Raw genomic sequence first — 23026 nt, forward strand, 5'->3', positions numbered from 1 at the left:
ACCCGCCAAATGAACTGTAATGCGCCCTTTACCCCATAAACCATGAACGCCTATAACAGGTAAGCCTTTTGAGTCCGCGACTCGCGGGCTGGAACGGACTCAATTTAGGACACAACTTCATGGCAGGTTTTTTCGGACTGTTTTCAACAGATATGGCAATCGACCTCGGCACAGCGAACACGCTTGTCTATGTCAAAGGCAAAGGCATTATTCTGAACGAACCCTCGGTTGTGGCCTATCACGTCAAAGACGGGCGCAAACAGGTTTTGGCCGTCGGAGAAGACGCAAAACTGATGCTTGGTCGCACCCCCGGAAGCATTGAGGCCATCCGCCCGATGCGCGAGGGAGTCATTGCCGATTTTGACGTTGCCGAAGAGATGATCAAACACTTCATCCGCAAGGTCCACCGGCGCACGATGTTTAGCAAACCCAAGATTATCGTCTGTGTGCCCCACGGTGCGACCCCTGTTGAAAAACGCGCCATTCGCCAATCTGTTTTGTCGGCAGGCGCGCGCCGTGCGGGCTTGATCGCCGAACCCATTGCTGCGGCCATTGGTGCGGGGATGCCGATCACGGATCCAACTGGCAACATGGTTGTCGATATTGGCGGCGGTACGACCGAGGTGGCCGTGCTTTCCTTGGGCGATATCGTCTATGCGCGCTCGGTGCGCGTCGGTGGCGACCGTATGGACGAAGCGATCATCAACTACCTACGTCGCCAGCAGAACCTCCTGATCGGCGAAGCGACGGCAGAACGGATCAAAACCTCCATCGGTACGGCGCGGATGCCCGACGATGGGCGTGGGTTAAGCATGAAAATTCGGGGGCGTGACCTTTTGAATGGTGTGCCAAAAGAAATTGAAATCAACCAAGCGCAAGTCGCCGAAGCGCTCGCCGAGCCCGTGCAACAAATCTGTGAAGCCGTGATGACCGCGCTTGAAGCAACCCCTCCAGATTTGGCGGCGGACATTGTGGATCGGGGCGTTATGCTTACAGGCGGCGGCGCGCTTTTGGGTGAGCTTGATCTAGCCTTGCGCGAGCAAACTGGCCTCGCGGTTTCGGTCGCAGACGAGAGTCTAAACTGTGTGGCTCTGGGAACAGGCAAAGCCCTAGAATACGAGAAGCAACTCCGCCACGTCATTGATTACGACAGCTAAATTCCCTTGGGGGGCACCGCTGTAATGGATAGAAATGCATCAGAAAACTACACCCGCCCGATCAGACGCATTCTGGTCGGGATTATGGTTGTATTGCTTCTGGTGCTCTTTCTGATTTGGCGGATCGACAACCCACGGATGGAGCGATTTCGCGCTCAGTTTATTGACACAATGATTCCGAGTTTTTCGTGGGCAATGGCACCGGTTACAGCCGCGAGCAACATGATCGAGGATTTCCAAAGCTACACTAAAATATACGAGCAAAACCAAGAGTTGCGCCGAGAATTACAACAAATGAAAGCTTGGAAAGAAGCCGCGCTGCAACTGGAACAGAAGAATGCCCGCTTGCTTGATTTAAACAATGTGCGTCTTGATCCCAAATTGACCCACGTCACCGGCGTGGTTTTGGCCGACAGTGGCAGCCCGTTTCGCCAGTCGGTTTTGTTGAATGTTGGGTCGCGCGACGGGATTCATGATGGCTGGGCGACAATGGACGGCATTGGCCTTGTCGGGCGAATTTCTGGCGTCGGGAAGGACACATCGCGCGTCATTCTTTTGACCGATAGCAACAGCTCGATCCCCGTCACCATTCAACCCTCAGGGCAACGCGCCTTGCTCAATGGCGACAACTCAATCGCGCCGCTTTTGGAATTTGTCGAGAGCCCAGAGCTTGTCCGTCCGGGCGATCAAGTCGTCACTTCGGGCGATGGTAACGTTTTCCCAGCGGGGCTTTTGGTGGGGCAACTCGCGCTTGGCCCAGATCGACGCTTGCGGGTGCGACTCGCCGCCGACAATGAGCGGCTCGAGTTTTTGCGCGTCTTGCGCAGCGGTACAATCCATTCGTTGATGGAGAACGGCACGCTCATTTTGCCCAATGGAGAGGCGCTTCTACCTCCTCTCGTTGAGCCAGAACTTCCCCTGCCGGAGGTCGCGATCAGTGAGTGAGCACTCGGAAACTGGCAATTGGGTTTATGTGATCCTATATGTAGGCATTGCTGGAATTGCCCTATTCTTGCATCTGTTACCCCTTTCAACTGCCCCCTCAAGTTGGGCTGGACCTGATGTGATACTCTGTTTGACCTATGTTCTTGTAATGCGCCGACCGAAGACCATTCCGATTGGGCTTATCGCGGGTGTTTTTATTATTCTTGACCTCTTTCTTTTGCGCCCCCCGGGGTTGCTGACGGCCTATGTTGTGATTGGGGCCGAATTTTTGCGCAGCCGCGCGCGCGTAAATAGCGAGTTGCCGTTTTTCGTCGAATGGGCGCTGGTTGCGAGTGTCATTTGCGCGGTACTTTTGGGCTATCGGTTCACGTTGTTCATTGTCGCAATCGACCTCTCAACACTCGGTCTCAGCCTTCAACACTTAATCGGCACTGTGTTGCTGTATCCGGTTTTTACCGTCCTTCTGGGATGGCTCACCCTTCTTGGCACAACCGGTAAACTTGCGGAATCCAAAAGGAGGTCGTCATGAGGCGGCCTCCAAAAGATACAGAGGAAAGCGCGCGCAAAATCACGCGGCGTGGCCTTATTCTGGGAGCGAGTCAGGTTGGTTTCATGGGGCTTTTGGTTCTGCGGATGCGGCAATTGCAAGTGGATCAAGCAGACCAGTTCCGCAACCTCGCAGAAGAAAACCGCGTCAACATGCACCTTTTGGCCCCCGCACGCGGGCTGATCTATGATCGCAACGGCAACGTCATTGCGCAAAACCAGCAAAACTATCGCGTGGTGGTGCGTAAGGAAGACAGCCGCGATTTGGATGTTGTGTTGGAGCGGCTGTCCCACATCGTTGTCCTGACGCCCAGTGATATCGCGCGGATTAAAAAAGAGTTGCGCAATGCGGGACCATCCGCGCCCGTTACAATCGCGGACCGCCTCTCGTGGGAAGCCTTCGCCAAAATCGCCGTGAACGCGCCCGCCTTGCCGGGGATCACGCCCGAAGTTGGCCTCTCGCGCGCCTATCCCTATGGAGCGGATTTCGCTCATGTCGTGGGATATGTTGGCCCCGTGAGCGACTATGATTTGCAACGCATAGACGACGGCGATCCCTTGCTGCGCATTCCTCGTTTCCAGATCGGAAAATTTGGAACAGAAGCAAAAACCGAGAAAACCCTGCGCGGATCGGCTGGTGTAAAACGGGTTGAGGTCAACGCAACGGGACGTATTATTCGCGAAATTGACCGCGAAGAGGGCCAAGCGGGCAAGGCGCTTCAACTGACGTTGGACGCGGACCTTCAGAAGTATTGCTTAGCGCGAATGGAAGGGCTGAGTGCTTCGGCAATTGTGATTGATGTTGAGAATGGCGACGTGGTTGCCTGCGCTTCGGCACCGTCCTTTGATCCGAACCTGTTTGTAAAAGGGATCTCAGTGAAGGATTATTCAACCCTCACCCAAGACCCCTATCGCCCCCTCGCGAGTAAAACCGTACAAGACCGCTACCCTCCCGGATCGACCTTCAAAATGGTGACGGCTCTTGCCGCCCTAGAGGCAGGCGTCATCACTCCCCAAGAAACAATCCGCTGTCGGGGCTATGTCGAAGTAGGCGGGCGGCGGTTTCACTGTTGGAAACGCGCAGGGCACGGGAATGTGAACCTTCACAATTCCCTAAAAATGTCTTGTGACGTTTATTATTACGAAGTCGCACAGCGTGTCGGGATCGACAACATTGCCGCAATGGCCCGTCGTCTTGGATACGGCACGAAATTTGACATCCCAATGTCAGCGGTTTCGGCAGGTGTGGCACCGGACAAAGCGTGGAAACGCGAGGAACTTGGCAAAGAATGGGTCATTGGCGACAGTTTGAACGTCTCGATCGGGCAGGGCCTCGTCCTTGCCACCCCGCTTCAAGTGGCCGTCATGTCAGCACGTTTGGCCACCGGAAAATCCGTAGAACCTCGGATGATTGCATCGCTGGATGGGATCAAACAACCCGAACTTGGCGGCACGGATATGGGGATCAATGAAAACCATTTGCGGGCGGTACGAAAAGCCATGTTCGCCGTTTCGAACGAATCCGGCGGCACGGGGTATGGGTCGCGTATTGTCGAGGATTCCATGCGCATCGCGGGGAAATCTGGCACGTCCCAGTCGGGAAACAGTATTGTGCGCAATGCCGATGTCGAGTGGGACAAACGCGACCACGCGTTGTTTACGGGGTTCGCCCCATATGAAACGCCAAAATACGCGATTTCTGTTGTGGTTGAACACGGCGGCGGCGGGTCGTCGACGGCTGCTCCGATCCTGCGTGACATTGCGTTGCAGGCTCTTTATGGCGGCACGCCCCCACTCGAAGCCTATCCCAGCAACGACCGCGCCACCATCCGCACCCAACAACTTCGCATCCAAGCCCTCGACCCCAACCAAGTCGAAGCTGAGCAAGATCCAGTATGAGTTATCTTGAGTATAACGTCAAAACGACGCCACGGGGTTTTCGCAAAATCCTCTATTTCAACTGGCCTCTTTTGCTGCTGCTAGCTACGGTGTGCTGTGTCGGATTTATGATGCTTTATTCGGTGGCTGGTGGCTCCATGTTCCCATGGGCCGAGCCGCAAATAAAACGGTTTGGCCTTGGTATCGTGCTTATGTTCGCCATCGCGATGACGCCGATTTGGTTTTGGCGCAACATCGCGACGGTGGCCTATATTGGTACGCTTGTTTTGCTTGTTGTGGTGGATTTAATCGGCGATGAAAGCAAAGGATCGCAACGCTGGATTGATCTTGGTTTCATGCGCCTGCAACCATCCGAATTGATGAAAATCTCCCTCGTGATGCTGCTCGCTGCCTACTATGACTGGCTCGATATTAAGAAAACCTCACATCCCTTGTGGGTACTTTTCCCGCTCTTAGTAATCGCAGTCCCAACGGCTTTGGTATTGCGACAACCCGACTTGGGCACGTCGATCCTACTGGTCACAGGTGGGGCAATCGTGATGTTTTTGGCGGGGGTCAGCTGGTGGTATTTCGGCGCGGTAATCGCCCTTGTTGTGGGCGCAGTCACTGCAGTTTTTCAGGTGCGCGGAACGCCTTGGCAATTCCTTAAGGACTATCAATACCGTCGGATTGACACGTTTATTGACCCGTCATTTGACCCCTCTGGTGCGGGATATCACATCACACAATCCAAAATCGCTTTTGGGTCGGGGGGATGGACGGGGCGTGGCTTTATGCAGGGCACCCAAAGCCGCCTGAACTTCCTCCCCGAAAAGCACACAGATTTCATATTCACGACTCTCGCCGAGGAATTCGGCTTTATTGGCGGTTTTTCCCTGCTTAGTATCTATTTGCTCATCATTATGTTTTGCATGGTGTCGGCCTTCCAAAACAAAGACCGTTTTGCATCGCTGCTCACCCTCGGAATTTCAGCCGCCTTCTTTCTGTATTTTGCTGTGAATATGTCGATGGTTATGGGCCTAGCCCCTGTGGTCGGCGTTCCCCTGCCCTTGGTTTCCTACGGCGGGTCTGCGATGATCGTTTTGCTCGCCGCATTTGGCCTCGTCCAAAGCGCCCATATCCACCGTCCAAGATAGGATTCCCCATGATTAATGTACTCTTTTCCGCGAAACCAGAGCGGTGGTTTTTTTATAAGGACGCCCTTAAATCAAGCTTCCAGAAAGCTGGTTTGGAGGTGGATTTACGCTGCGAATTTGAAGACCCCGCGAGTGTGGACTATCTGGTTTTTGCGCCCAATGGTCCGGTTTCGGATTTCACACCGTTCACGGGTGCGAAAGCCGTCCTAAACCTCTGGGCTGGGGTAGAGAATTTGACGGGAAATCCAACCCTCAACATCCCACTGGCCCGTATGGTTGACACCGGCCTTACCGAAGGTATGCGCGAGTATGTTTGCGGGCACGTGCTGCGTCACCATCTCGGAATGGATACCTATATTCAGGCTAAACCTTTGGACTGGAGACAAAGTGTTCCACCTTTGGCGCGAAATCGAACTGTTGGAATTTTGGGGCTTGGCGCGCTTGGCCAAGATTGTGCGCGTAGTCTTGCCGCCCTAAATTTCAATGTATTGGGCTGGAGCCGCCGCCCCAAGGACATTGACGGAATTACCAGTTTTTCGGGGAGCGCGGGCTTAAAAGCCTTGCTCTCAGAGGCTGAAATTCTCGTCCTTCTCCTGCCCCACACCCCACAAACTGAAAAAATAGTCAATGCCGAGGCTCTGGCACTTTTGCCCAAAGGAGCGGTCATTATTAATCCGGGTCGCGGCGCACTGATTGATGACAACGCGCTGTTAAGTGCCCTCTCAAATGGGCAGGTCGCGCATGCGACGCTTGATGTGTTTTGGGTTGAACCTCTGCCCTCGGACCACCCCTATTGGGCGCATCCAAACGTCACCATCACCCCCCATATCGCCTCAGAAACCCGCGCCGATACCGCGAGTGAAATCATCGCCGACAACATCAAACGTGGCGAGGCGGGGCAAGAGTTTCTCTTCCTCGTGGACCGCACTGCAGGCTACTAACGTAGAATTGGCGGCTTGCTAGGGTCGGACCCTGGAGCCGCAATTTCAACAGCTTCGGCCCGTTCGGGTTGTGGCAGATCAAAGCTCAAGGCGACCCGCAACAAGGGCGCCGTCAACTCGTCGTCACGCCCCACAAACACGACATCCAACTCCCCCACCTCAATGCCAGAGAAGGTCAGGGCTTCGCTCACGGCATTCGCCAGCGCTTCTTCGGCCCCGAGCTTTGCGTCTAAAAACGCCAAAAGATGCCCGCGCCGCCCTGATTTATATGTCACTGCGGCCAAATGCGCGGAGGTCGCAAGGCCCACGGCAGAGGGAAGTTTGCGATCCAACGCGCCGAGCAACACATCCGGCAAACCTTTGGGCGGGTTAAGCTCTTGCGGCACGTCCTCAACCTCTTCCGGCTTGTGATCGAGCGTCTGCAAAAGCCAGCCAAGTGCCTCTGAATCTAGAAGGTTTTCGCCCCCTCAACCCCCAGATTAACGCCAAGCCCGATCCCCTGCTCCACAACCATATGCGCGATGATCCGCCCTGAGAGAGCCACATAAGGAGCCGCGTGTCCGGTAAAGTCTACCAGTCGCTCCTCCCGATCAAAGGCCAAAACAAAGCGCCCCCCCTCGGTTTCAAACAACTCAGGTGAGATTTTGTCTGCGTACGCTTCCCTTTCAAGCAATAGGAACAACTCACTATCAGCAAGGCACTCGAAATACGGCAACCGCGCGGTATCGCTTTCGGGGGTGGACAGCATTGCGGCATAGGCCACGTCGAGGGGAGTCTCAGTTTTCATTTAGCACCTCTTGAACACGCCCGCGCAGGACTGGAAGAAGGTCAGCCTCAAACCACGGGTTTTTCTTGATCCAGCCAGTATTGCGCCACGACGGATGTGGCAAGGGAAACACGTGCGGCGCATGGCTGCGCCAATCTTGGACGGTCGCCGAGACGCTCGCGCCATTTGCAGCGCCAATGTGGTATTTTTGTGCGTAACCACCCACCAAAAGGGTTAATCGGGGCGATAAATGTTGCAAAACGTCAAGATGCCACGTTTTGCGACACACTGCTGGCGGTGGAAGGTCGCTCCCTTTTTGGTCATACCCCGGAAAGCAAAACGCCATTGGGAGGATGGAAACTTGCGCGCGGTCATAAAACGTATCGTGTCCCACCCCCATCCAGTCACGCAAGCGCTCACCCGAGGGATCATCAAATGGAATACCGCTTTTATAAACCCGTGCTCCTGGTGCTTGGCCGGCAATCAAAATCGGGGCGCGACCATTCAACCAAGTAATTGGACGTGGTTTATGGGCTGTTGAGGTTTGCGAAAAGCGCTCCTCGCACAGTACACAGCCTCGGATATTGCGGTCTAAATCTTGGAGGGTGCGGATCATACGATAGTTTTTCCTAGATGAAGCGCGACTTCAAGGGCCTTGACTCACTTCTATACTTCTACAATTATAGAAATATGAAAGCAACTATCGCAAATCCCGATTCTCCGCTCGACATTCACGTGGCCGCCTCTAGTTTTGCGGCCCTTGGAAGCGAGCAACGCCTTGAAGTTTTACGCTGTTTAGTGCGCGCAGGACCGGAAGGCGCAACGATTGGCACCTTGGGCGAACGCAGTGGCGTAACGGGCTCCACCCTAACGCACCACCTGAAAATCCTCACCCAAGCGGGCCTTGTAACGCAGGAGAAAAAGGGGCGCAGCGTTATTTGTGCTGCCGCGGCCTATTCTGAGATGCAGAAGCTTGCCGACTATCTCTTGCGCGAATGTTGCGCCGATTGCCCCTCTACAGACCACGAGCACAGCCATGACTGAAACAACACACACCCATTCGCATACACCTTCCCCCAGTGCGCCCTTCTGGAAACGCCTCGACTTGGCTTGGGTCGCGATCCTTGCCATCCCATTGCTCGTCGCTCTTTTCGATCCTGCACGTTTTTTCCCGACTCTGAGCTTTGCCGGGCTGCCATCCTTCACACGGGCGTTTTCATCGTTTTTGCTGTGCTGATGGTGGGGTATCTCAAGGCCTCTGGCGCCGAAGCCCTGTTGGCGCGAGCCTTTGAAGGGCGCGAAATTCGGATGATCTTTATGGCGGCGGCCCTTGGGGGCTTATCACCGTTTTGTTCCTGCGAAGTCATTCCGTTTATAGCAGCCCTTTTGGCGCTCGGCGCACCACTTTCGGCGGTTATGGCCTTTTGGCTGGCCTCTCCCTTGATGGATCCCGCCATGTTTTTGGTGACGGCGGGCACCCTTGGATGGGAATTTGCCTTTGCCAAAGGGATCGCCGCCATCGGCCTTGGGATCATGGGCGGCTTCACCGTAAAACTCTTTGCCAAAAGCGCCGTATTCGCGAACCCTTTACGCAAAGCGGTCCAAACCTCGGGCTGTGGTTGCGGCCCCTCTCCTTTTGATGGCAAGCCCGTTTGGAAATTCTGGAAAGAAGCGCCAAGACGGACAGCATTTCGCCAGACCGTGGTCGAAAATGCGCTATTTTTGGGGAAATGGTTGTTGCTTGCGTATTTGATCGAAGCCCTGATGTTGAGCTATGTTCCGGCCGAAACCATCGCAAGCTTCCTAGGTGGCGAAGGGCTCAAACCCATCGCGCTTGGCGCTTTGATCGGAGCACCAGCTTATCTCAACGGTTTCGCCGCCGTGCCCCTCATCCACGCGCTTTTGGAACAAGGCATGAGCAACGGCGCGGCCATGTCCTTCGCGATCGCTGGGGGGTGAGCTGCATCCCCGCGGCCCTCGCCGTCTGGGCCTTAGTCAAGCCGCGCGTGTTTGTGGCCTATCTCGGGATCGCCATGACAGGCGCGTTTGCAGCAGGGATTGTTTGGAATAGTGTCGCTTGATTATAGCCTCCAAGTTGCGCTCAACGCACTGGCGGTTAAACGCAGACAAACTAAGCTCAAGGAAATCGAACTGTAGAGGAAAATTCAAGCTGTCAGGACATCATCATCATATTGACCCCAACTCTGGGAATACGCGGATTTTCTGGGCCATTACGGTCAATATTCTGCTGACAGTTGTGCAGATTATCGGTGGCATTTTGTCTGGTAGTTTGGCGTTGATTGCAGATGCAATTCACAATATGTCGGATGCACTCTCGCTTATTCTCGCTTTTGTGGCACGCAAGATCGCACAAAGGCCCGCCGACGACACGATGACGTTTGGCTATGGCCGTGCGGAAATTGTGGCAGCTTTGATCAACTACACGACCCTCATCCTGCTCGGATTATATCTGACCTATGAGGCTGTGGTGCGGCTTTTCAATCCTGCCAGCGTTGACGGGTGGCTGGTAGTTGTCATCGCGTTTTTTGCGCTTTTAGTTGATGCTGCCACCGCGCTTCTGACCTACGCGTTGTCAAAACAAAGTATGAATATTCGCGCGGCGTTCCTCCACAATGTCGCTGATGCCCTTGGTTCCGTTGCGGTCATCATCGCGGGCACCGTGATCATATTGTATGATTGGCGGCTGATTGACCCGCTTATTACGCTGGTAATTGCGGGCTATATTCTTTGGCAATCTGTGACTGAAATCGGCGGCGCTGTGCGTATCTTGATGCTCGGCAGCCCACCTGACCTTGATACGCGCGCAATATTAAAAGCCATACGCACGGTATCGGGCGTGGAGGACGTGCATCATCTGCATCTATGGCAAATGCAGGAACACGAGTCAGCTGTGGACGCGCATATTGTGATTAAGGCTGGCGTCTGGACCGAAGCAGACCGCGTGAAACTTGCAGTTAAGGACGCTTTGCGCGACGGGTTTGGACTGTCCCACATCACACTTGAATTGGAATGTCATGTCCATGCCTGCAAAGACCCTCAAGAAGTTGGGCACATTGTCGCAAATTGAATTGGGTTGATTGAAATCAAAGTCAATTCGTATCGGGTTCAATACGCTTCCTCCATGATGGCGGACTTTCTCGGTGTCTTTTTTTGGGATCTAATGAATGCGTGATGTCTTGATCTGGCTGAACGACCAGCTGCTGCGCATGCAATGGCTCTCGGATTTGGTCACGTTACTGGTGCGCGAAGGTTTTGGCCTAAATCCCGCGAGCCAGATAGGGGGAAGCGTTCACTTCTTCATCTACGATGTTATTAAAATATTCATTCTGCTCTCGGTTCTGATCTTCAGCATTTCCTATGTGCAAAGCTATTTTCCACCGGAACGCACCCGCCGCATTCTTGGGCAGCGGCAAGGTCTTGGGGCCAATGTTATGGCGGCTTTGCTTGGAACCATCACGCCATTTTGCTCCTGTTCCTCCATCCCGCTTTTTATTGGCTTTACGAGCGCGGGCCTGCCGCTAGCGGTAACTTTCTCGTTTCTGATTTCCTCGCCACTGGTTGATCTGGCCTCGGTGATACTCCTTGCGAGTATATTCAACTGGAGTATCGCATTGTCCTATGTCGCAATCGGGTTGAGGCCTTTGTCTATCAAAGCCCCGTCAGCGACCATGATAACAACGGCACAATAAGCCGACGTGAACGACTGCGCTACGCCGCTGATCAAGTTATCGAAATTGTGCACCGTGTTTGGATCTATGTTTTGATCGGCGTCGGTATCGGCGCGGCCATCCACAACTGGATTCCGGAAACCTTCATTTCAGCCCTGCTAGGGCAGGATAAGTGGTGGTCGGTTTTGGTCGCGACGCTCGCTGGCATTCCGATGTACGCCGATATTTTTGGCACGCTGCCCATCGCGGAAGCCTTGGTGCAAAAGGGCGTTGGGTTGGGCACAGCGCTGACTTTCATGATGGCCGTTACAGCGCTGTCTTTACCGTCGATGATCATGCTTAAACGGGTAGTAAAACTGCCCCTGATGGCAGTGTTTGTCGGCATCGTCACCGTGGGGATTGTCCTGATCGGCTATATTTTCAATGCGACCGCACATCTATTCGTCTAAAAAGGGAGAGAAGAATGATCATCAAAATTTTGGGATCTGGCTGCAAAAAATGCGTGGCCTTGGCGGAGAATACCAAGACGGCTTTACAATCGGCCGCCTTGGATGCGGACATTGAGAAAGTGACCGATATTGTCGCCATCGCCAGTTATGGAATCATGTCCACACCCGGCCTCGTGATTGACGAAAAAGTCGTCTCAAGTGGGCGTGTTCTGAGCGCCTCTGAAATTGGGGCATTGCTCAAGAGTATCTGAGATACTCAATCTAAAAACGACCACTGAACGAGTGCGCTCAAACCAACATGTCAATCTGTGAGATTCTCCACGCCCCTTGGGGTTCGAATATATTCGTTAAATCGGGCCGCAGAGTGCTTCAAACTCAACTTTCAGGGTAGCTATTGAACCTGGAAATCGGTTCCACGGAATTGGCAGGCACGCACCAGAACTCGACGGCCTTATCGAACTCTGCCGCGTAGAACGCCGAACTCTCGGGTCCGGAAGGGTCCCCGTGAAAGCGCCCAAAACGGCGTGCGCAATCGAAAAAGCCAGGCGCGGGCAACCCATCCCTCGCTTTGCTAACCACGAGGGCAGCGATCAACGGGCGCGCAGCAGCGACATCCTCCTCCATCAGGCACTCTAACGCGACTGTAAGTTGATGGATCGTATTTGGCGGCGAGAGGTCTAAGGCCTTCGCTAAACCTTGATAGGTGATAGGAGGCGCTTGCTCGGCAACTCGACAAAGAAGTGACCGGACGCGCAATGCCAAACCGTTACCCGCAGTGACGCTCTCAGTTGAACCAACATGTTGCACTAAATTTCTCCCAATCACCTCCAACCTGCGACGTTCTTGCCAAAGTGTCAATTTCCGAAAAAGACCCGCGCTAAAAGTAGCGTATTTGAATGCTGAGCTTAAATGGGAAGAACCATATTTTTTTCCCTTTGGCATTCAAATAAACAGGCATCAATCGATATGTGCTTTGGAGCGAAATACGAGAATGCGGCTTTCTAATAGAAGCACCGGCCCCTGACAAAAAAGGGCCACTTAGACACGGCGCTTATGTTTTTCTAACCTAAAAGGGGGCGACTTTTCCGAACCATTTCAGAATGGTGGTCGCCCAAGGGATAAATGGCAAGACTCAGTTCAATAATGGGTAAATTAAAACACAGCTGCCATGTTTGTCGCGTTCAGAGGTGGCAAGACACCAGAAGTTGCCAGCCGATTCACTACTCAAAGCACATGTAATACAAAGGTGTCTGGGCAAAAAACTACCGACCCCACGCCGCATGCGGATATCTGAAATACCCACACACCAGACCCGAAACGAGCGGTCAGCCGTAACATCCCAAAGCAAGTAAGTGTAAATCATATGCTGAAGGTGTTTAACGTCCGGCGCGCGTTTTAAAACATCGCGCACCAACAATTAACTTGTCTTGGATTAAAACTTGTCGATTGTGGCGTCTTCAACCGGCAAGGGCCCCACTACCCTTGGTACCCCGCAGCCATACTCTTGATCGCTGGACGCTTCCACGCAAACTTGGCATTGGAAGCAGGCGAATGGTTCTTTCGCTTCGTCTATTTTACGACGCTCCAATATGCCCATCCACCGTAGCTAAAGGCCCAAAACCCTTCTGCCACGCGATTTTCCGCCTCGGTCCAGCCAACACAGGCGCATCCTAATTCACGGTCGAAGACAAATTCCGGGACTTGTTCCGACGGGTGTTCATATCATCCCTTTCTCCACTCTGCTTCTTGAAGAACGTGCGAAAGCTTGTCCACGAGTGCGCGGACGCGCCTTGGTTGTGCGCGGCTTGGCGGAAAAAGCATTTGCAACAGAGTCGGCGACGGCGGATGATTTTCCAAGAGCGCGACAAGGTTGCCCGCTTTGATCTCAGCACTTACATCCAACTCTGATTTCAGAATGATGCCATGGCCTTCAAGACACCACTGCTGCACGAGAGCACTGTCATTGGCCACGCGGTTACCCCGCACAGACACGATTTGTGGGAGGGGACTTGGCCCGAACTGCCAGACATTATCCAACTTCGCCCCAAATCGCATCACCAAACAATTATGCTCCTTTAGATCGGCAGGGATTTGGGGGGCTCCGTGTTTTTCCAAATAGGAGGGAGACGCACAAACAAACCTGCGACTATGACCCAAACTTTTGGAGCGCAGAGAACTGTCTATTGCGGGGCCAAACCGAAACGCCATGTCAAACCCCTCCCCCACGAGGTCGACGTATCCGTCCGAGAGCAGTAATTCGATCGAAATCGCAGGATGATCGGACAAGAATTCCGTGATTCCTCCGGAAATATGGGTGCGCCCAAGATTGCTTGGGGCGCTTATGCGGATTGGACCCGAAAGCGTTTGCGCCCCAAACCGGATACGCGCTTCAAGGTCCTCTACTTCTCCGAGAACTTGCTTGGCGCCGTCAACAAGCGTGCGACCTTCTTCGGTAAGGCTGATTGCACGCGTTGTACGATTCAAAAGAACGACCCCGAAATGCGCTTCCAAGGCGGCTAAGCGTTCGGAAACGGTGGTTGAGGATAGCCTCAATTCGCGGCCAGCAGCAGTGAGGCTGCCTTTTTCGACTATTTGCAAGAAGAGGGCGATATTATTGAGCAACATTGTACGGTTCCTCCGGATTATTATTCCGAATACTGCCCGTTTATCCGCCGCACGCAAGTCGTTAAGTGATGTCACACAACAACAATGGAAACGTCAAAATGCCCAAACTTACCATCGTCGCCAATATTAGGGCCAACCCAGATCAAGTCGACTTGGTCAAAGCCGAGTTATTGAAACTCATCGATGCGACCCGCGCAGAGGCCGGTTGTGTCAACTATGACCTTCACCAAGACAACGAAAACCCCAGCCATTTCATGTTTTATGAAAACTGGGACACCCGCGAATTGTGGCAAACACACATGAACGCGCCTCATCTTGCCGCTTATATGACGGCCACGGACGGAGCGGTTGCCGAGTTCCTCTTAAACGAAATGACAATTCTAAGCTAAGCGCTGGAAATTAGGAGAAATACCATGAAGGCTGTTGCCCTTACACATTACTTGCCAATTACGGATCCAAATTCGTTTTTGGATGTGGAACTCCCCAAACCAACGGCACTGGGACGTGATCTTTTGGTCGCGGTCAAGGCCGTGTCGGTTAATCCTGTGGACACCAAAGTCCGCAGTCCCAAAGATACGGTGGAAGAAACGCCACGCGTTTTGGGCTGGGATGCGAGCGGTGTTGTTGAGGCCGTGGGGCCAGAAGTGACGCTTTTCAAACCGGGTGACGCGGTCTATTACGCTGGCGATATCACACGCGCGGGATCGAATTCCAAGTTTCAACTCGTTGATGAGCGTATCGTCGGAATAAAGCCAAAATCTCTTAACTTTGCCGAAGCTGCGGCGTTGCCCCTCACAACAATCACAGCTTATGAATCGTTTTTTGATCGATTGGGGATCGACCGTGACGGTGCTAACAAGGGGCAAGCCCTCTTGATTATTGGCGCGGGTGGGGGTGTTGGATCGATTGGCATTCAGCTCGCTAAAGCCGCGGGTCTTGTGGTCATTGCCACAGCGTCCCGTCCCGAAACGGTAAGCTGGGTTAAGGAACTTGGGGCGGATCACGTTGTGAACCATCGCCAACCAATGGTAGAGCAAGTCCGCGCCCTTGGCTTCCAACATGTTGATCATATTGCAATTTTCAATGACATGCGGCATTGGGATACCGCCGTTGAGCTTATTCGTCCCCAAGGAGCAATCGTCACAATCGACGACACCAATTTGCCGATGCCGATGGCGGGAATGAAAACCAAGGCTGCGAGTTTACATTGGGAACTCATGTTCACACGCGCCATGTTTGAGACGCCCGACATGATAGAGCAGCACAAACTGCTCACCTATGTTTCGGGTGAAATCGACGCTGGGCGCATTCGTACGACCGTCAGCGAAGTCCTTTCGCCGATCAACGCTCAAAATATGCGTGCGGCCCACAAGCTCATTGAAACGGGCACTGCTAAAGGGAAAATTGTGGTCGAAGGGTTTTAACGGACCTGTAAAACCAGCCCATGGAAAAGGAGTCTCGCGGGGCTCCTTTTTTGCGATTTTGGGCGACTTATAAAGATGCTCGCTTACGCCCTTTCAAGTTTTCGCGCCCACCGAAAACTCATCATGAGAAGGAACATGAGAAAGAATTGCCCCGAAATATCGCCGATCAAATAAGCCAGAAACGCGCGCAATATTTCGCTCGGAGCAAGATCAGAGTGATACATATTCAACGCCATAGCATTGATTAGCGATGCCATTACACCGACGATCAAGAGGCTGCGCCAATCAAAATCGGGTTTCGCACCTTTACCCACTGCGTTTTTGACCTTTTCGAATATCCAAAAGCTTAAGGGCGCACACAGAATGCTCACCCCCACCGATATCAGATTAGTTTCGGCCCCACCTTTCCAACCGCTTATATAGTAGTGGGTTTGCAATGTGGCTGGTGTAAGGAACAAGACTGCCTTCCACCCATAAAAACGGGCCACCAAAACCCTTACGCCATGCGGCAAGTACAACAAACTCGCGTAAACCGGAATGGTTCCAAACACGGCATTCTGAAAAGGGAGAATAATGAGAAACGTCGCATAAAAACAAACTAGATAAGCGGATGTGACCAAAATCATTGGCACAATCCAAGTGCTATCACGGAACATTTGCAAACCATCCTATGCCCAAAGCATACCGCGCCAAAAACTTAAATAAATAATACGTTTCAATAAGATACAGGAAAACTTCTTCCCATTAAGCGCAGCCCACCCTATGAGGTCTTGAAGTTAGCTTTCTTAAACCGATACAGACCCGTCTTTGTACCGTCTTCATGAGAAATGTACCCTTTTGAAACCAAGGATTTCAGGGCGCGATGGAATGTGGGTTTCGTCAAGCTATCGGTCAACTCATGGGATTTTATCAAACTGGAATGAATTGCGCTTCCGCCTTCCAAATCAATGACAGCATACAAAATAGACTTCTCGGACTCCGACAACGTGTCAAACCCCAAGTCCTTCTCCATCCCGAGAAGCATTTTTTTCAGCTGAGCAGCAATTGCAAAAACCGACATAGGATAGGCCTATTCCTTATGATTATGTCCCTCTATTGTGCCACCAAACTGTAAACAATCAAGGAAATTATAATATTTCAACGGATAGACTGCCGTTTGGGGAAAGGATTGCACCGAAGCGCAACCCTGATACTCGTCAATCATGCCCTAACAATGGGGCATGAGGATTCCAGCATATAGTATCAAATTGAGGGTTGGTACGATTTTCAATCCCTAGTGCCCTAACCAAAAACGTAGCTTCATTTCTTCTTGGACGAGGGATCGGCCTCATCCGATCTTGGGGCTGGTTTTTCACTCAAGATAGCCGCGATTTCCGAGGTTAAATCCGCCGCCCACTCTTGTGCATATTCGCGGACTTTGGATGTGTAGGTGTCATTTTCTTCATAGGAAAGTTCCGGATCATAGTGCTCTGCCATTGCCAGAATTGATTTTCGGTCACTCACATCAAAGGCCTGACACGCACGATCCGCTTGCGCGCGTGTGGCCCCCAGAGCCTCCAAACCAGAGCGCCCCATGCGCAGGGAACTATCGTAGGTTTCACGGATAACGTCTCGACATCCAGCGAACCAAAGATCGTACACATGATTTCGATCGATGGCGCGCGCCACAATATGCACATGCGGATGCGTCTGTGTTACGTATTTCACCAGTTCCGTGATCGCTTCTTTGCCGTCGATGGCAACGACCAACATCTTGGCCTGATCAATCCCCGCCGAATGGAGCATATCGAGGCGCGTCGCGTCGCCGTAATAGGCCCGGACGCCAAATTTGCTCAACATATCGAGCTGCTTGGAGCTAAAATCAATCACAGTCGGCGTATAACCTGCGCTTTGTAAAATCCGCGACACAATACCGCCAACACGGCCATGTCCGGCAATAATGATGTGGCTATTCTCGGGAACCTCATCCGCCTCTCGCTCAAAATCAACAAGGTAGCGCGGCGCAATCACGCGATCATACAGAATGAACAAAGCCGGCGTCAGGAGCATCGACAGCGCCACAACGAGCAACAACTGGTCAGCGATTTCTGCGGGAATGACGTTCGCGCCAACGGTGAAGGATAGTAAAACGAACCCAAACTCCCCCGCCTGCGCAAGGCCCAGCGCAAACAGCCAGCGATCACTTCCAGAGAGTTTAAACACAACGCCCAGAACAAAGAGAACACCCGCTTTGATCGCAATCAATCCGAGCGTAAGGCCGATGATTGACCCGAGATTCGCAAACAGCAGGGGGAAATTTACGCTGGCACCAACGGTCATAAAGAAAAGACCGAGCAAAAGGCCTTTGAACGGTTCGATGTCGGACTCAAGCTCGTGGCGGTATGGGCTATTGGCCAAGACAACGCCGGCGAGAAACGTGCCCAACGCAGGCGAGAGGCCGACAAGAGACATGAGCAAAGCAATGCCGATCACAATCATCAACGCCGTAGCGGTAAACAACTCGCGCAATTGGGCACCCGCGATAAAGCGGAAAATCGGGCCTGTCAAATAATTGCCACCAACGGCGACGGCAGCAACGGCAGCAATCGTAACAAGCGTGGTTTGCCAAGCATTTAACCCAGCGACCAGACTCATCCCCTCGTCATGGGCACCGGCGTCAGCGACCGATGCGGCGTAGTGCACCACATCTGTTAGGTCGGTGAGCGCCAACAAAGGAATGAGGGCCAGCATCGGGATCACAGCAATATCTTGGAACAGCAGCACAGAAAAACTGGCCTGCCCGCCGTCGCTTTTCATCAACCCCTTTTCGCCAAGGGTTTGCAGCACGATTGCGGTCGAGGACAGGGCAAAGACAAGCCCAATCGCGAGGGCAATACTCCACACTTGGCCAAGTACCATTGCCGCGAGCATCACAGCGCCCGTCGTAAAGGCAACTTGTGCGCCCCCAAGACCGAGGAGTTTCGCCCGCATAGCCCAGAGCAGTTTTGGCTCAAGCTCCAATCCGACGAGGAACAGCATCATCACAACCCCAAACTCGGCGAAATGCTGAATCGACACAACATCGACGTGCAGGAGCGCAAGCAAAGGAGAAATGAGGATACCCGCGATCAAATACCCAAGCACCGATCCCAACCCGAGCCGAGCCGCAATAGGTACCGAGAAGACCCCAGCGATGAGGAAAATAAAGGCGAGGAGTAAAAAATCTGTCATTTTTGGGCGTCCAGTTTTTGGGGTCAGGTAAAACTAGCCGCGTTTTGGCACCAAAAATAGGAAAAACACGGTGCGTGCTTGCGCAAGACCTGTGTGCGCGCCCGTTTCCCCGTTGCTACATGGGTTTCGCTAGGGCGTGAACAAGCCCGCGTTGCGCGCAATCATGGCCGCATGTGTACGATTGTTCGCCCCAATTTTTCGCGATAGGTTTTTCATATGGAGCTTTATCGTCACTTCGCGCAGATCCAATTCTCGCGCAATTTCCTTATTGGATAACCCGCGGCAAACCCCCTCAAGAACTTCACGCTCACGTTGCGTAAAATCTTTAATTATCGGGTGAATTTCCGCCTTTTCGCCCGTGGTTTCCATAAAGGCCGTAGGTAAAAATATTTCGCCCGACGCCATAAACCGGACGGCACTCACAAGCGATTTTGCATGCATCGTTTTTGGAACAAACCCAGCGGCCCCGGCGTTAATGGCCTCCACTGCGGTTTCTTTGCTGGCCACACCCGACATAATTGCCACGGGCTTGCCCTGAGAAACATTGATCGCTGCGGCAAGGCCTTCAAGTCCGACCATCCCTGGCATACTAAAATCCAAAAGCGTGAGATCATAAGGACGCCCCGTATTGAGAAGCTCAAGCGCGGTTGGAAAATCCGTTGCCACAGCAACATCCATATCTGTCTCGTTAGCAAGAAGGGAAGAGATCATATCAAGCACCATTGTATGATCATCGATAACCAGAACGCGCAAAAATATCTCCTAGAAATTCATAGAAACCCAAGACTCTCCAGCGCAAGCCTTTGCGTCGAAAGAATAAAACCGATATAATTCGAAAATAAAATACTAACTATACAAAAGTATAGACAACTATCCCAAATTGCCAAAACATTTTTTGTCGCAGAGCCTATATACTAAAGACAATTGAAAAGGACGGTCAATGTATTTAAAACCGGTTTCCATAATTCGCACAGCTGCCATCTTCGCGATCTCACTCACGGGTATAACATACGCGAACCAAGAGCAGCAGCCACAGGCGGAAATTGTATTGACGGTGTCTGGGCAAAACATATTGGGGTATGAAAAGGAAGGGAGTGCTGCGTTTTCAATTGATATGCTCCAAGCACTCCCTAGCGAAACTTTCATGACCTCGACAATCTGGACTGAAGGCGTGCACCAGTTTAAAGGTGTCCCGCTCTCGACACTTCTTGCACAAGTTAAGTTGATTGATGGCGCTGAGCCGGTGACCCTGCGCGCGCGCGCGGCAAATGACTATGCCATCAACTTTCCAGCACCGGAGGCTGACGATCTCTATCCTATTGTTGCGTATGAAATGGATAGAGAGCTTATGTCTTTGCGAGACAAAGGCCCCCTTTGGATTGTTTATCCCTTTGATACTGAAAAAAAATACCGCACAGAGACCATTTATACCCGCAGCATTTGGCAACTCGAAGAAATTGAAGTCCTCGAGTAGTTTTTTCTCCTCAATGCGAAGATTACACGCTAAGGTTGCCTTGCGGAAGCGCACCTCTGGAGTTTAGGCGCGAAACCTTCAAGGAGCCGAATGAGCAACATCCGAAAATTCGGCCTCCAACAGTGGCGTTTTGTTGTTCTTAGCTTAGCAATTTTTGGGCTTGTCACTGCGGTTATCCCCCTGAGCCAATCAGTACGCGACCATCTTGAACTGCTTGAGTCCTCTCCGAATGGTGGCTCACAATGGACACTAACGCAGCTGAACGTTGAGCAGGCTCGTCTGCAACAAGCTCTCCTTTTGGCAATGCGATCTCCAGATGTGAATTTGGCCCCCTTCGACGTAGATTTGACCTGTATTACTCGCGCTCAGAGACCGTAACTTCTATGCGGAGTTCCAACCATCTTACGCCAGATGCGCAGCTAATTGCGCTTCTGGATGCACTCCATGTCCAAACAATTGAACTTGCAAGGATCATCGATCAGCCAGATAAAGAACTGCGGCATGACCTTCCTATTCTTTACGCGCAAATCGGGGCACAGGGTACGTTTTTGCAAACGCTATCAAGCTACACAATCAAGCTTTTTGCCAAAACGTCTGACGATCACCGTGCACAATTGTCCAAACTTCTCATTCAAATATTGGTCATCGCCCTCCTCCTAGCGGTTTCGTTTATTTCAGTCGTGGTCCTCCTCTATCGTTCCGCTCGCGAAGAACGGGCAACTCAAATATCTCTGGCCAATGTCACAGCGCGCCTGCAGTCGACCATCGGGGCGTCACTTGATGCGGTCATTGTCAGCGATCAAAATGGTGTTCTCTTGGATTATAATGGCGCCGCCGAGCATGTTTTTGGCTATTCGCGCGACGAAGTTCTGGGCAAACAGGCTCTTCACTACCTTATCCCCGAAAGCAATCGATCGATCATGCGCTCGGAAATCCGTCAGCATTTGGAAACCGGCGAGAGCCCCCTAGTTGGAAAGGGGCTCCTGCAACTTAACGGGTTGAAAAAAGGGGGTGAAGTCATCCCAATCGAGGTTTCGATTGCACCCGCTGTCGATGGCGACCAAACGATTTTCATTTCCTTTGTGCGCGACATCTCGGAGCGCGAGGCCATCAAGGAAAATATCCTGCGGTCCCGTGACGAAGCCCTCAAAATGGCCAAGGCCAAATCCGACTTCATTACAATTATGAGCCACGAAATGCGTACGCCTTTAAATGGGGTCATTTCCGCACATGAAGTTTTGTCCTCCACGACGCTTACGCCCTATCAAAGCAAATTCTTTTCCATCGCGCGCTCGTCGGCGGCCCATCTTTTAAGCCACGTCAATGATGTTCTAGATATCGCGAGCTTGGATGCCTCAGAAACGGCCCCCCGCAAAGACAGGTTTAGTCCGCTAGAAGCCATTGAGGAGATTATGGAGAACGCCCAGTCCCTGGCCCGCGCGCGGGGGAATTCGTTGGGCGCTGATTTCACGGGGGCAGATGCCGGTTTTTACATTGGCGACAAAAGGCGTTTTCGAAGTATTTTAATCAATCTTTTGGGGAATGCGATTAAATTCACCCAAAACGGGCACATCCAGATTGATTTTGGCACCTTTTCCCAAGGAGATGGGACCGTTTGCTTTGAGGTGCATGTGACAGATAACGGACTCGGCATTCCCAACGACAAACTAGAAGTTATATTCAATGATTTCGTGCGGTTGAACACTGGATATGACCGTGACGCAGATGGAACCGGCCTCGGGCTCAGCATTACCCGCCGCATGGTTCAAACGATGAGCGGCGAGATGGGGGTTGAAAGCGAAGTCGGTGTGGGGAGTACATTTTGGGTAAAGCTTCCGTTTGTAAATTGTCCACCGCCAGAGACAAATAAAGACGAGCCTTCCTTCAACGCTGCCTCTTCCGTTGGGAACCGTACTCAAGGCATTCGGGCCCTTTTGGTGGAGGATAACGCGATCAATAGGACGCTCATGCTTGAGTTCCTTGAGGATGTGGGCCTAGAGGTGCGGACTGCAGAAAACGGGCAAACGGGGGTTGAAGCGGCAAATGCAACCAAGTTTGACTATATATTCATGGATATCAGCATGCCGGTACTGGACGGTATAGCCGCCACAAAAAAGCTGCGAGCGAATGGGATGGGCGCGTCGGCGGGCGCAAAAATTATTGGCTTCACGGCCCATTCAAGCCAAGAAAGCCGTGATGATTGCCTTGCGGCGGGCATGTACGATGTTCTTGTTAAGCCGGTCGGCCGCGCAGATATACTGGCTGTCTTGGGGTTTAAGCCCGTGGCAAAAACGGAGGCACCTATCCTTGCTGGCGAGCTTTTGGACATCCAACAGATAGAAAGTATTAGGGACGTCCTCGGCCCTGAACGCTTTGCAAAAACCTGCGCCCGTTTTCGCAGCGAAATGAAAAAGGGGTTTCAGTATCTCATCGAAGATTTAAGCAATCAGCCGCCAGTCAGCCAACCGAAAGACCTAGTTATTCAAATTCACAAGCTTGCGGGCCTGAGCGCCTCAATGGGAGCCAGCGCGCTTCACGCCAAATTAGCGGCGGCACAATCCATAGCAGAGACTGACAATTTTGACGCTCTTAGAGAGGAACTTAACGAAGCGGCAATTTGTTTGGAACGGACTTTGGGCGCAGAGGTCTATGATGAAGCGGTCACCGTCAATGCTGACCCAAGGGAAAGGCCCCGTTAATCTTTTATGTGTTAGCATTATAACAGCAATTTGAACTTGGGCTGCTAAAACACATGCTGGGTTCGA

At 52.4% G+C, this 23026-nt stretch carries 24 protein-coding genes and 1 pseudogene; 17 read left to right on the forward strand and 8 right to left on the reverse strand.

What is annotated here, in order from left to right; all coding sequences use genetic code 11:
* The first annotated feature begins 119 nt into the window (after positions 1–119).
* The 6 genes from RC74_RS01580 to RC74_RS01605 are packed head-to-tail and all read left to right on the forward strand — an operon-like array spanning position 120 to position 6624.
* Positions 120–1157, forward strand: a complete 1038-nt coding sequence (locus tag RC74_RS01580; RefSeq protein ID WP_039004465.1) for a rod shape-determining protein — start codon at positions 120–122, stop codon at positions 1155–1157.
* Positions 1158–1181: 24 nt separating this feature from the next.
* Positions 1182–2102, forward strand: a complete 921-nt coding sequence (mreC, locus tag RC74_RS01585) for a rod shape-determining protein MreC (protein WP_039004467.1) — start codon at positions 1182–1184, stop codon at positions 2100–2102.
* Positions 2095–2631, forward strand: coding sequence for a hypothetical protein (locus RC74_RS01590; RefSeq protein WP_052275129.1), 537 nt, complete (start codon positions 2095–2097; stop codon positions 2629–2631). The genes mreC and RC74_RS01590 overlap by 8 nt, the downstream gene beginning before the upstream one ends.
* The gene (gene mrdA, locus RC74_RS01595) at positions 2628–4547 is read left to right on the forward strand and encodes a penicillin-binding protein 2 (RefSeq protein WP_039004468.1); all 1920 of its coding nucleotides are present in this window, start codon (positions 2628–2630) and stop codon (positions 4545–4547) included. The genes RC74_RS01590 and mrdA overlap by 4 nt, the downstream gene beginning before the upstream one ends.
* On the forward strand, positions 4544–5683 hold the full coding sequence (rodA, locus tag RC74_RS01600) for a rod shape-determining protein RodA (protein ID WP_039004470.1): 1140 nt from the start codon (positions 4544–4546) through the stop codon (positions 5681–5683). Before mrdA ends, rodA begins: the two co-directional genes overlap by 4 nt.
* A gap of 8 nt (positions 5684–5691) precedes the next feature.
* Positions 5692–6624 (forward strand): 2-hydroxyacid dehydrogenase, encoded by a 933-nt coding sequence (locus RC74_RS01605; RefSeq protein ID WP_039004471.1) that lies wholly within the window; start codon positions 5692–5694, stop codon positions 6622–6624.
* Here the strand turns inward: RC74_RS01605 and RC74_RS01610 are convergent.
* Positions 6621–7411, reverse strand: a pseudogene (locus RC74_RS01610) (SseB family protein). The gene RC74_RS01605 and the pseudogene RC74_RS01610 overlap by 4 nt on opposite strands.
* Positions 7401–8006 (reverse strand): uracil-DNA glycosylase family protein, encoded by a 606-nt coding sequence (locus RC74_RS01615; protein ID WP_039004475.1) that lies wholly within the window; start codon positions 8004–8006, stop codon positions 7401–7403. The pseudogene RC74_RS01610 and the gene RC74_RS01615 overlap by 11 nt, the downstream one beginning before the upstream one ends.
* Before the next feature lie 74 nt (positions 8007–8080).
* Between RC74_RS01615 and RC74_RS01620 the strand changes: the two genes are divergently transcribed.
* The 7 genes from RC74_RS01620 (at position 8081) to RC74_RS01640 (ending at position 11779) form a co-directional block, all read left to right on the forward strand.
* A complete protein-coding gene (locus RC74_RS01620) occupies positions 8081–8434 on the forward strand; it encodes an ArsR/SmtB family transcription factor (RefSeq protein WP_039004557.1) in 354 nt (117 codons plus the stop codon).
* Complete coding sequence (locus tag RC74_RS23640; protein ID WP_417935170.1) at positions 8427–8627, forward strand: hypothetical protein; 201 nt, start codon at positions 8427–8429, stop codon at positions 8625–8627. Before RC74_RS01620 ends, RC74_RS23640 begins: the two co-directional genes overlap by 8 nt.
* Positions 8627–9349 (forward strand): permease, encoded by a 723-nt coding sequence (locus RC74_RS01625; protein WP_417935171.1) that lies wholly within the window; start codon positions 8627–8629, stop codon positions 9347–9349. Before RC74_RS23640 ends, RC74_RS01625 begins: the two co-directional genes overlap by 1 nt.
* A 298-nt stretch (positions 9350–9647) precedes the next feature.
* On the forward strand, positions 9648–10478 hold the full coding sequence (locus RC74_RS01630; protein WP_417935172.1) for a cation diffusion facilitator family transporter: 831 nt from the start codon (positions 9648–9650) through the stop codon (positions 10476–10478).
* A 97-nt stretch (positions 10479–10575) separates the two neighbouring features.
* Positions 10576–11100, forward strand: a complete 525-nt coding sequence (locus RC74_RS23295; protein WP_250637068.1) for a permease — start codon at positions 10576–10578, stop codon at positions 11098–11100.
* A gap of 47 nt (positions 11101–11147) precedes the next feature.
* Entirely contained in the window at positions 11148–11528 is a 381-nt protein-coding gene (locus tag RC74_RS23300; protein ID WP_218918104.1) for a permease, read from the forward strand.
* A 14-nt stretch (positions 11529–11542) separates the two neighbouring features.
* Complete coding sequence (locus RC74_RS01640) at positions 11543–11779, forward strand: thioredoxin family protein (protein ID WP_039004477.1); 237 nt, start codon at positions 11543–11545, stop codon at positions 11777–11779.
* Between the two features lie 124 nt (positions 11780–11903).
* Here RC74_RS01640 and RC74_RS01645 read toward each other — a convergent pair whose 3' ends face one another.
* Entirely contained in the window at positions 11904–12335 is a 432-nt protein-coding gene (locus RC74_RS01645; protein ID WP_236940010.1) for a hypothetical protein, read from the reverse strand.
* Positions 12336–13250: 915 nt separating this feature from the next.
* On the reverse strand, positions 13251–14153 hold the full coding sequence (locus RC74_RS01650) for a LysR family transcriptional regulator (protein WP_039004478.1): 903 nt from the start codon (positions 14151–14153) through the stop codon (positions 13251–13253).
* A gap of 98 nt (positions 14154–14251) precedes the next feature.
* On the opposite strand from RC74_RS01650, the gene RC74_RS01655 reads away from it, so the two are divergent.
* Together RC74_RS01655 and RC74_RS01660 are read left to right on the forward strand one after the other, a co-directional pair.
* On the forward strand, positions 14252–14542 hold the full coding sequence (locus tag RC74_RS01655; protein ID WP_039004479.1) for a putative quinol monooxygenase: 291 nt from the start codon (positions 14252–14254) through the stop codon (positions 14540–14542).
* A 24-nt stretch (positions 14543–14566) separates the two neighbouring features.
* Positions 14567–15577 carry a zinc-binding alcohol dehydrogenase family protein gene (locus RC74_RS01660; RefSeq protein WP_039004480.1) on the forward strand — a complete coding sequence of 337 codons (1011 nt, stop codon included), beginning with the start codon at positions 14567–14569 and terminating at the stop codon, positions 15575–15577.
* 83 nt (positions 15578–15660) lie between these two features.
* Here RC74_RS01660 and RC74_RS01665 read toward each other — a convergent pair whose 3' ends face one another.
* The 4 genes from RC74_RS01665 to RC74_RS01680 form a co-directional block, all read right to left on the reverse strand.
* Complete coding sequence (locus tag RC74_RS01665; RefSeq protein WP_039004481.1) at positions 15661–16233, reverse strand: hypothetical protein; 573 nt, start codon at positions 16231–16233, stop codon at positions 15661–15663.
* 104 nt (positions 16234–16337) lie between these two features.
* The gene (locus RC74_RS01670; protein ID WP_039004482.1) at positions 16338–16637 is read right to left on the reverse strand and encodes a hypothetical protein; all 300 of its coding nucleotides are present in this window, start codon (positions 16635–16637) and stop codon (positions 16338–16340) included.
* A gap of 239 nt (positions 16638–16876) precedes the next feature.
* Positions 16877–18787 carry a cation:proton antiporter domain-containing protein gene (locus RC74_RS01675; protein WP_039004484.1) on the reverse strand — a complete coding sequence of 637 codons (1911 nt, stop codon included), beginning with the start codon at positions 18785–18787 and terminating at the stop codon, positions 16877–16879.
* A 129-nt stretch (positions 18788–18916) separates the two neighbouring features.
* Positions 18917–19540 (reverse strand): response regulator, encoded by a 624-nt coding sequence (locus tag RC74_RS01680; RefSeq protein WP_039004486.1) that lies wholly within the window; start codon positions 19538–19540, stop codon positions 18917–18919.
* A 187-nt stretch (positions 19541–19727) separates the two neighbouring features.
* Between RC74_RS01680 and RC74_RS01685 the strand changes: the two genes are divergently transcribed.
* Together RC74_RS01685 and RC74_RS01695 are read left to right on the forward strand one after the other, a co-directional pair.
* Positions 19728–20261, forward strand: coding sequence for a putative pterin-binding protein (locus tag RC74_RS01685; protein ID WP_039004487.1), 534 nt, complete (start codon positions 19728–19730; stop codon positions 20259–20261).
* Between the two features lie 383 nt (positions 20262–20644).
* A complete protein-coding gene (locus RC74_RS01695; protein WP_062628108.1) occupies positions 20645–22960 on the forward strand; it encodes a hybrid sensor histidine kinase/response regulator in 2316 nt (771 codons plus the stop codon).
* The last annotated feature ends 66 nt before the right edge of the window (positions 22961–23026 follow it).

It is taken from the genome of Falsihalocynthiibacter arcticus (assembly GCF_000812665.2).
GTDB classification, from domain to species: domain Bacteria; phylum Pseudomonadota; class Alphaproteobacteria; order Rhodobacterales; family Rhodobacteraceae; genus Falsihalocynthiibacter; species Falsihalocynthiibacter arcticus.

Excerpts from the sequence above, each read along its gene's own strand:
- RC74_RS01580 (WP_039004465.1), top strand. The coding sequence starts at position 120 with ATGGCAGGTTTTTTCGGACTGTTTTCAACAGATATGGCAATCGACCTC.
- mreC (WP_039004467.1), top strand. The coding sequence starts at position 1,182 with ATGGATAGAAATGCATCAGAAAACTACACCCGCCCGATCAGACGCATT.
- mrdA (WP_039004468.1), top strand. The coding sequence starts at position 2,628 with ATGAGGCGGCCTCCAAAAGATACAGAGGAAAGCGCGCGCAAAATCACG.
- rodA (WP_039004470.1), top strand. The coding sequence starts at position 4,544 with ATGAGTTATCTTGAGTATAACGTCAAAACGACGCCACGGGGTTTTCGC.
- RC74_RS01605 (WP_039004471.1), top strand. The coding sequence starts at position 5,692 with ATGATTAATGTACTCTTTTCCGCGAAACCAGAGCGGTGGTTTTTTTAT.
- RC74_RS01615 (WP_039004475.1), bottom strand. The coding sequence starts at position 8,006 with ATGATCCGCACCCTCCAAGATTTAGACCGCAATATCCGAGGCTGTGTA.
- RC74_RS01620 (WP_039004557.1), top strand. The coding sequence starts at position 8,081 with ATGAAAGCAACTATCGCAAATCCCGATTCTCCGCTCGACATTCACGTG.
- RC74_RS23640 (WP_417935170.1), top strand. The coding sequence starts at position 8,427 with ATGACTGAAACAACACACACCCATTCGCATACACCTTCCCCCAGTGCG.
- RC74_RS01625 (WP_417935171.1), top strand. The coding sequence starts at position 8,627 with ATGGTGGGGTATCTCAAGGCCTCTGGCGCCGAAGCCCTGTTGGCGCGA.
- RC74_RS23295 (WP_250637068.1), top strand. The coding sequence starts at position 10,576 with ATGCGTGATGTCTTGATCTGGCTGAACGACCAGCTGCTGCGCATGCAA.
- RC74_RS01640 (WP_039004477.1), top strand. The coding sequence starts at position 11,543 with ATGATCATCAAAATTTTGGGATCTGGCTGCAAAAAATGCGTGGCCTTG.
- RC74_RS01650 (WP_039004478.1), bottom strand. The coding sequence starts at position 14,153 with ATGTTGCTCAATAATATCGCCCTCTTCTTGCAAATAGTCGAAAAAGGC.
- RC74_RS01655 (WP_039004479.1), top strand. The coding sequence starts at position 14,252 with ATGCCCAAACTTACCATCGTCGCCAATATTAGGGCCAACCCAGATCAA.
- RC74_RS01660 (WP_039004480.1), top strand. The coding sequence starts at position 14,567 with ATGAAGGCTGTTGCCCTTACACATTACTTGCCAATTACGGATCCAAAT.
- RC74_RS01665 (WP_039004481.1), bottom strand. The coding sequence starts at position 16,233 with ATGTTCCGTGATAGCACTTGGATTGTGCCAATGATTTTGGTCACATCC.
- RC74_RS01670 (WP_039004482.1), bottom strand. The coding sequence starts at position 16,637 with ATGTCGGTTTTTGCAATTGCTGCTCAGCTGAAAAAAATGCTTCTCGGG.
- RC74_RS01675 (WP_039004484.1), bottom strand. The coding sequence starts at position 18,787 with ATGACAGATTTTTTACTCCTCGCCTTTATTTTCCTCATCGCTGGGGTC.
- RC74_RS01685 (WP_039004487.1), top strand. The coding sequence starts at position 19,728 with ATGTATTTAAAACCGGTTTCCATAATTCGCACAGCTGCCATCTTCGCG.
- RC74_RS01695 (WP_062628108.1), top strand. The coding sequence starts at position 20,645 with ATGCGGAGTTCCAACCATCTTACGCCAGATGCGCAGCTAATTGCGCTT.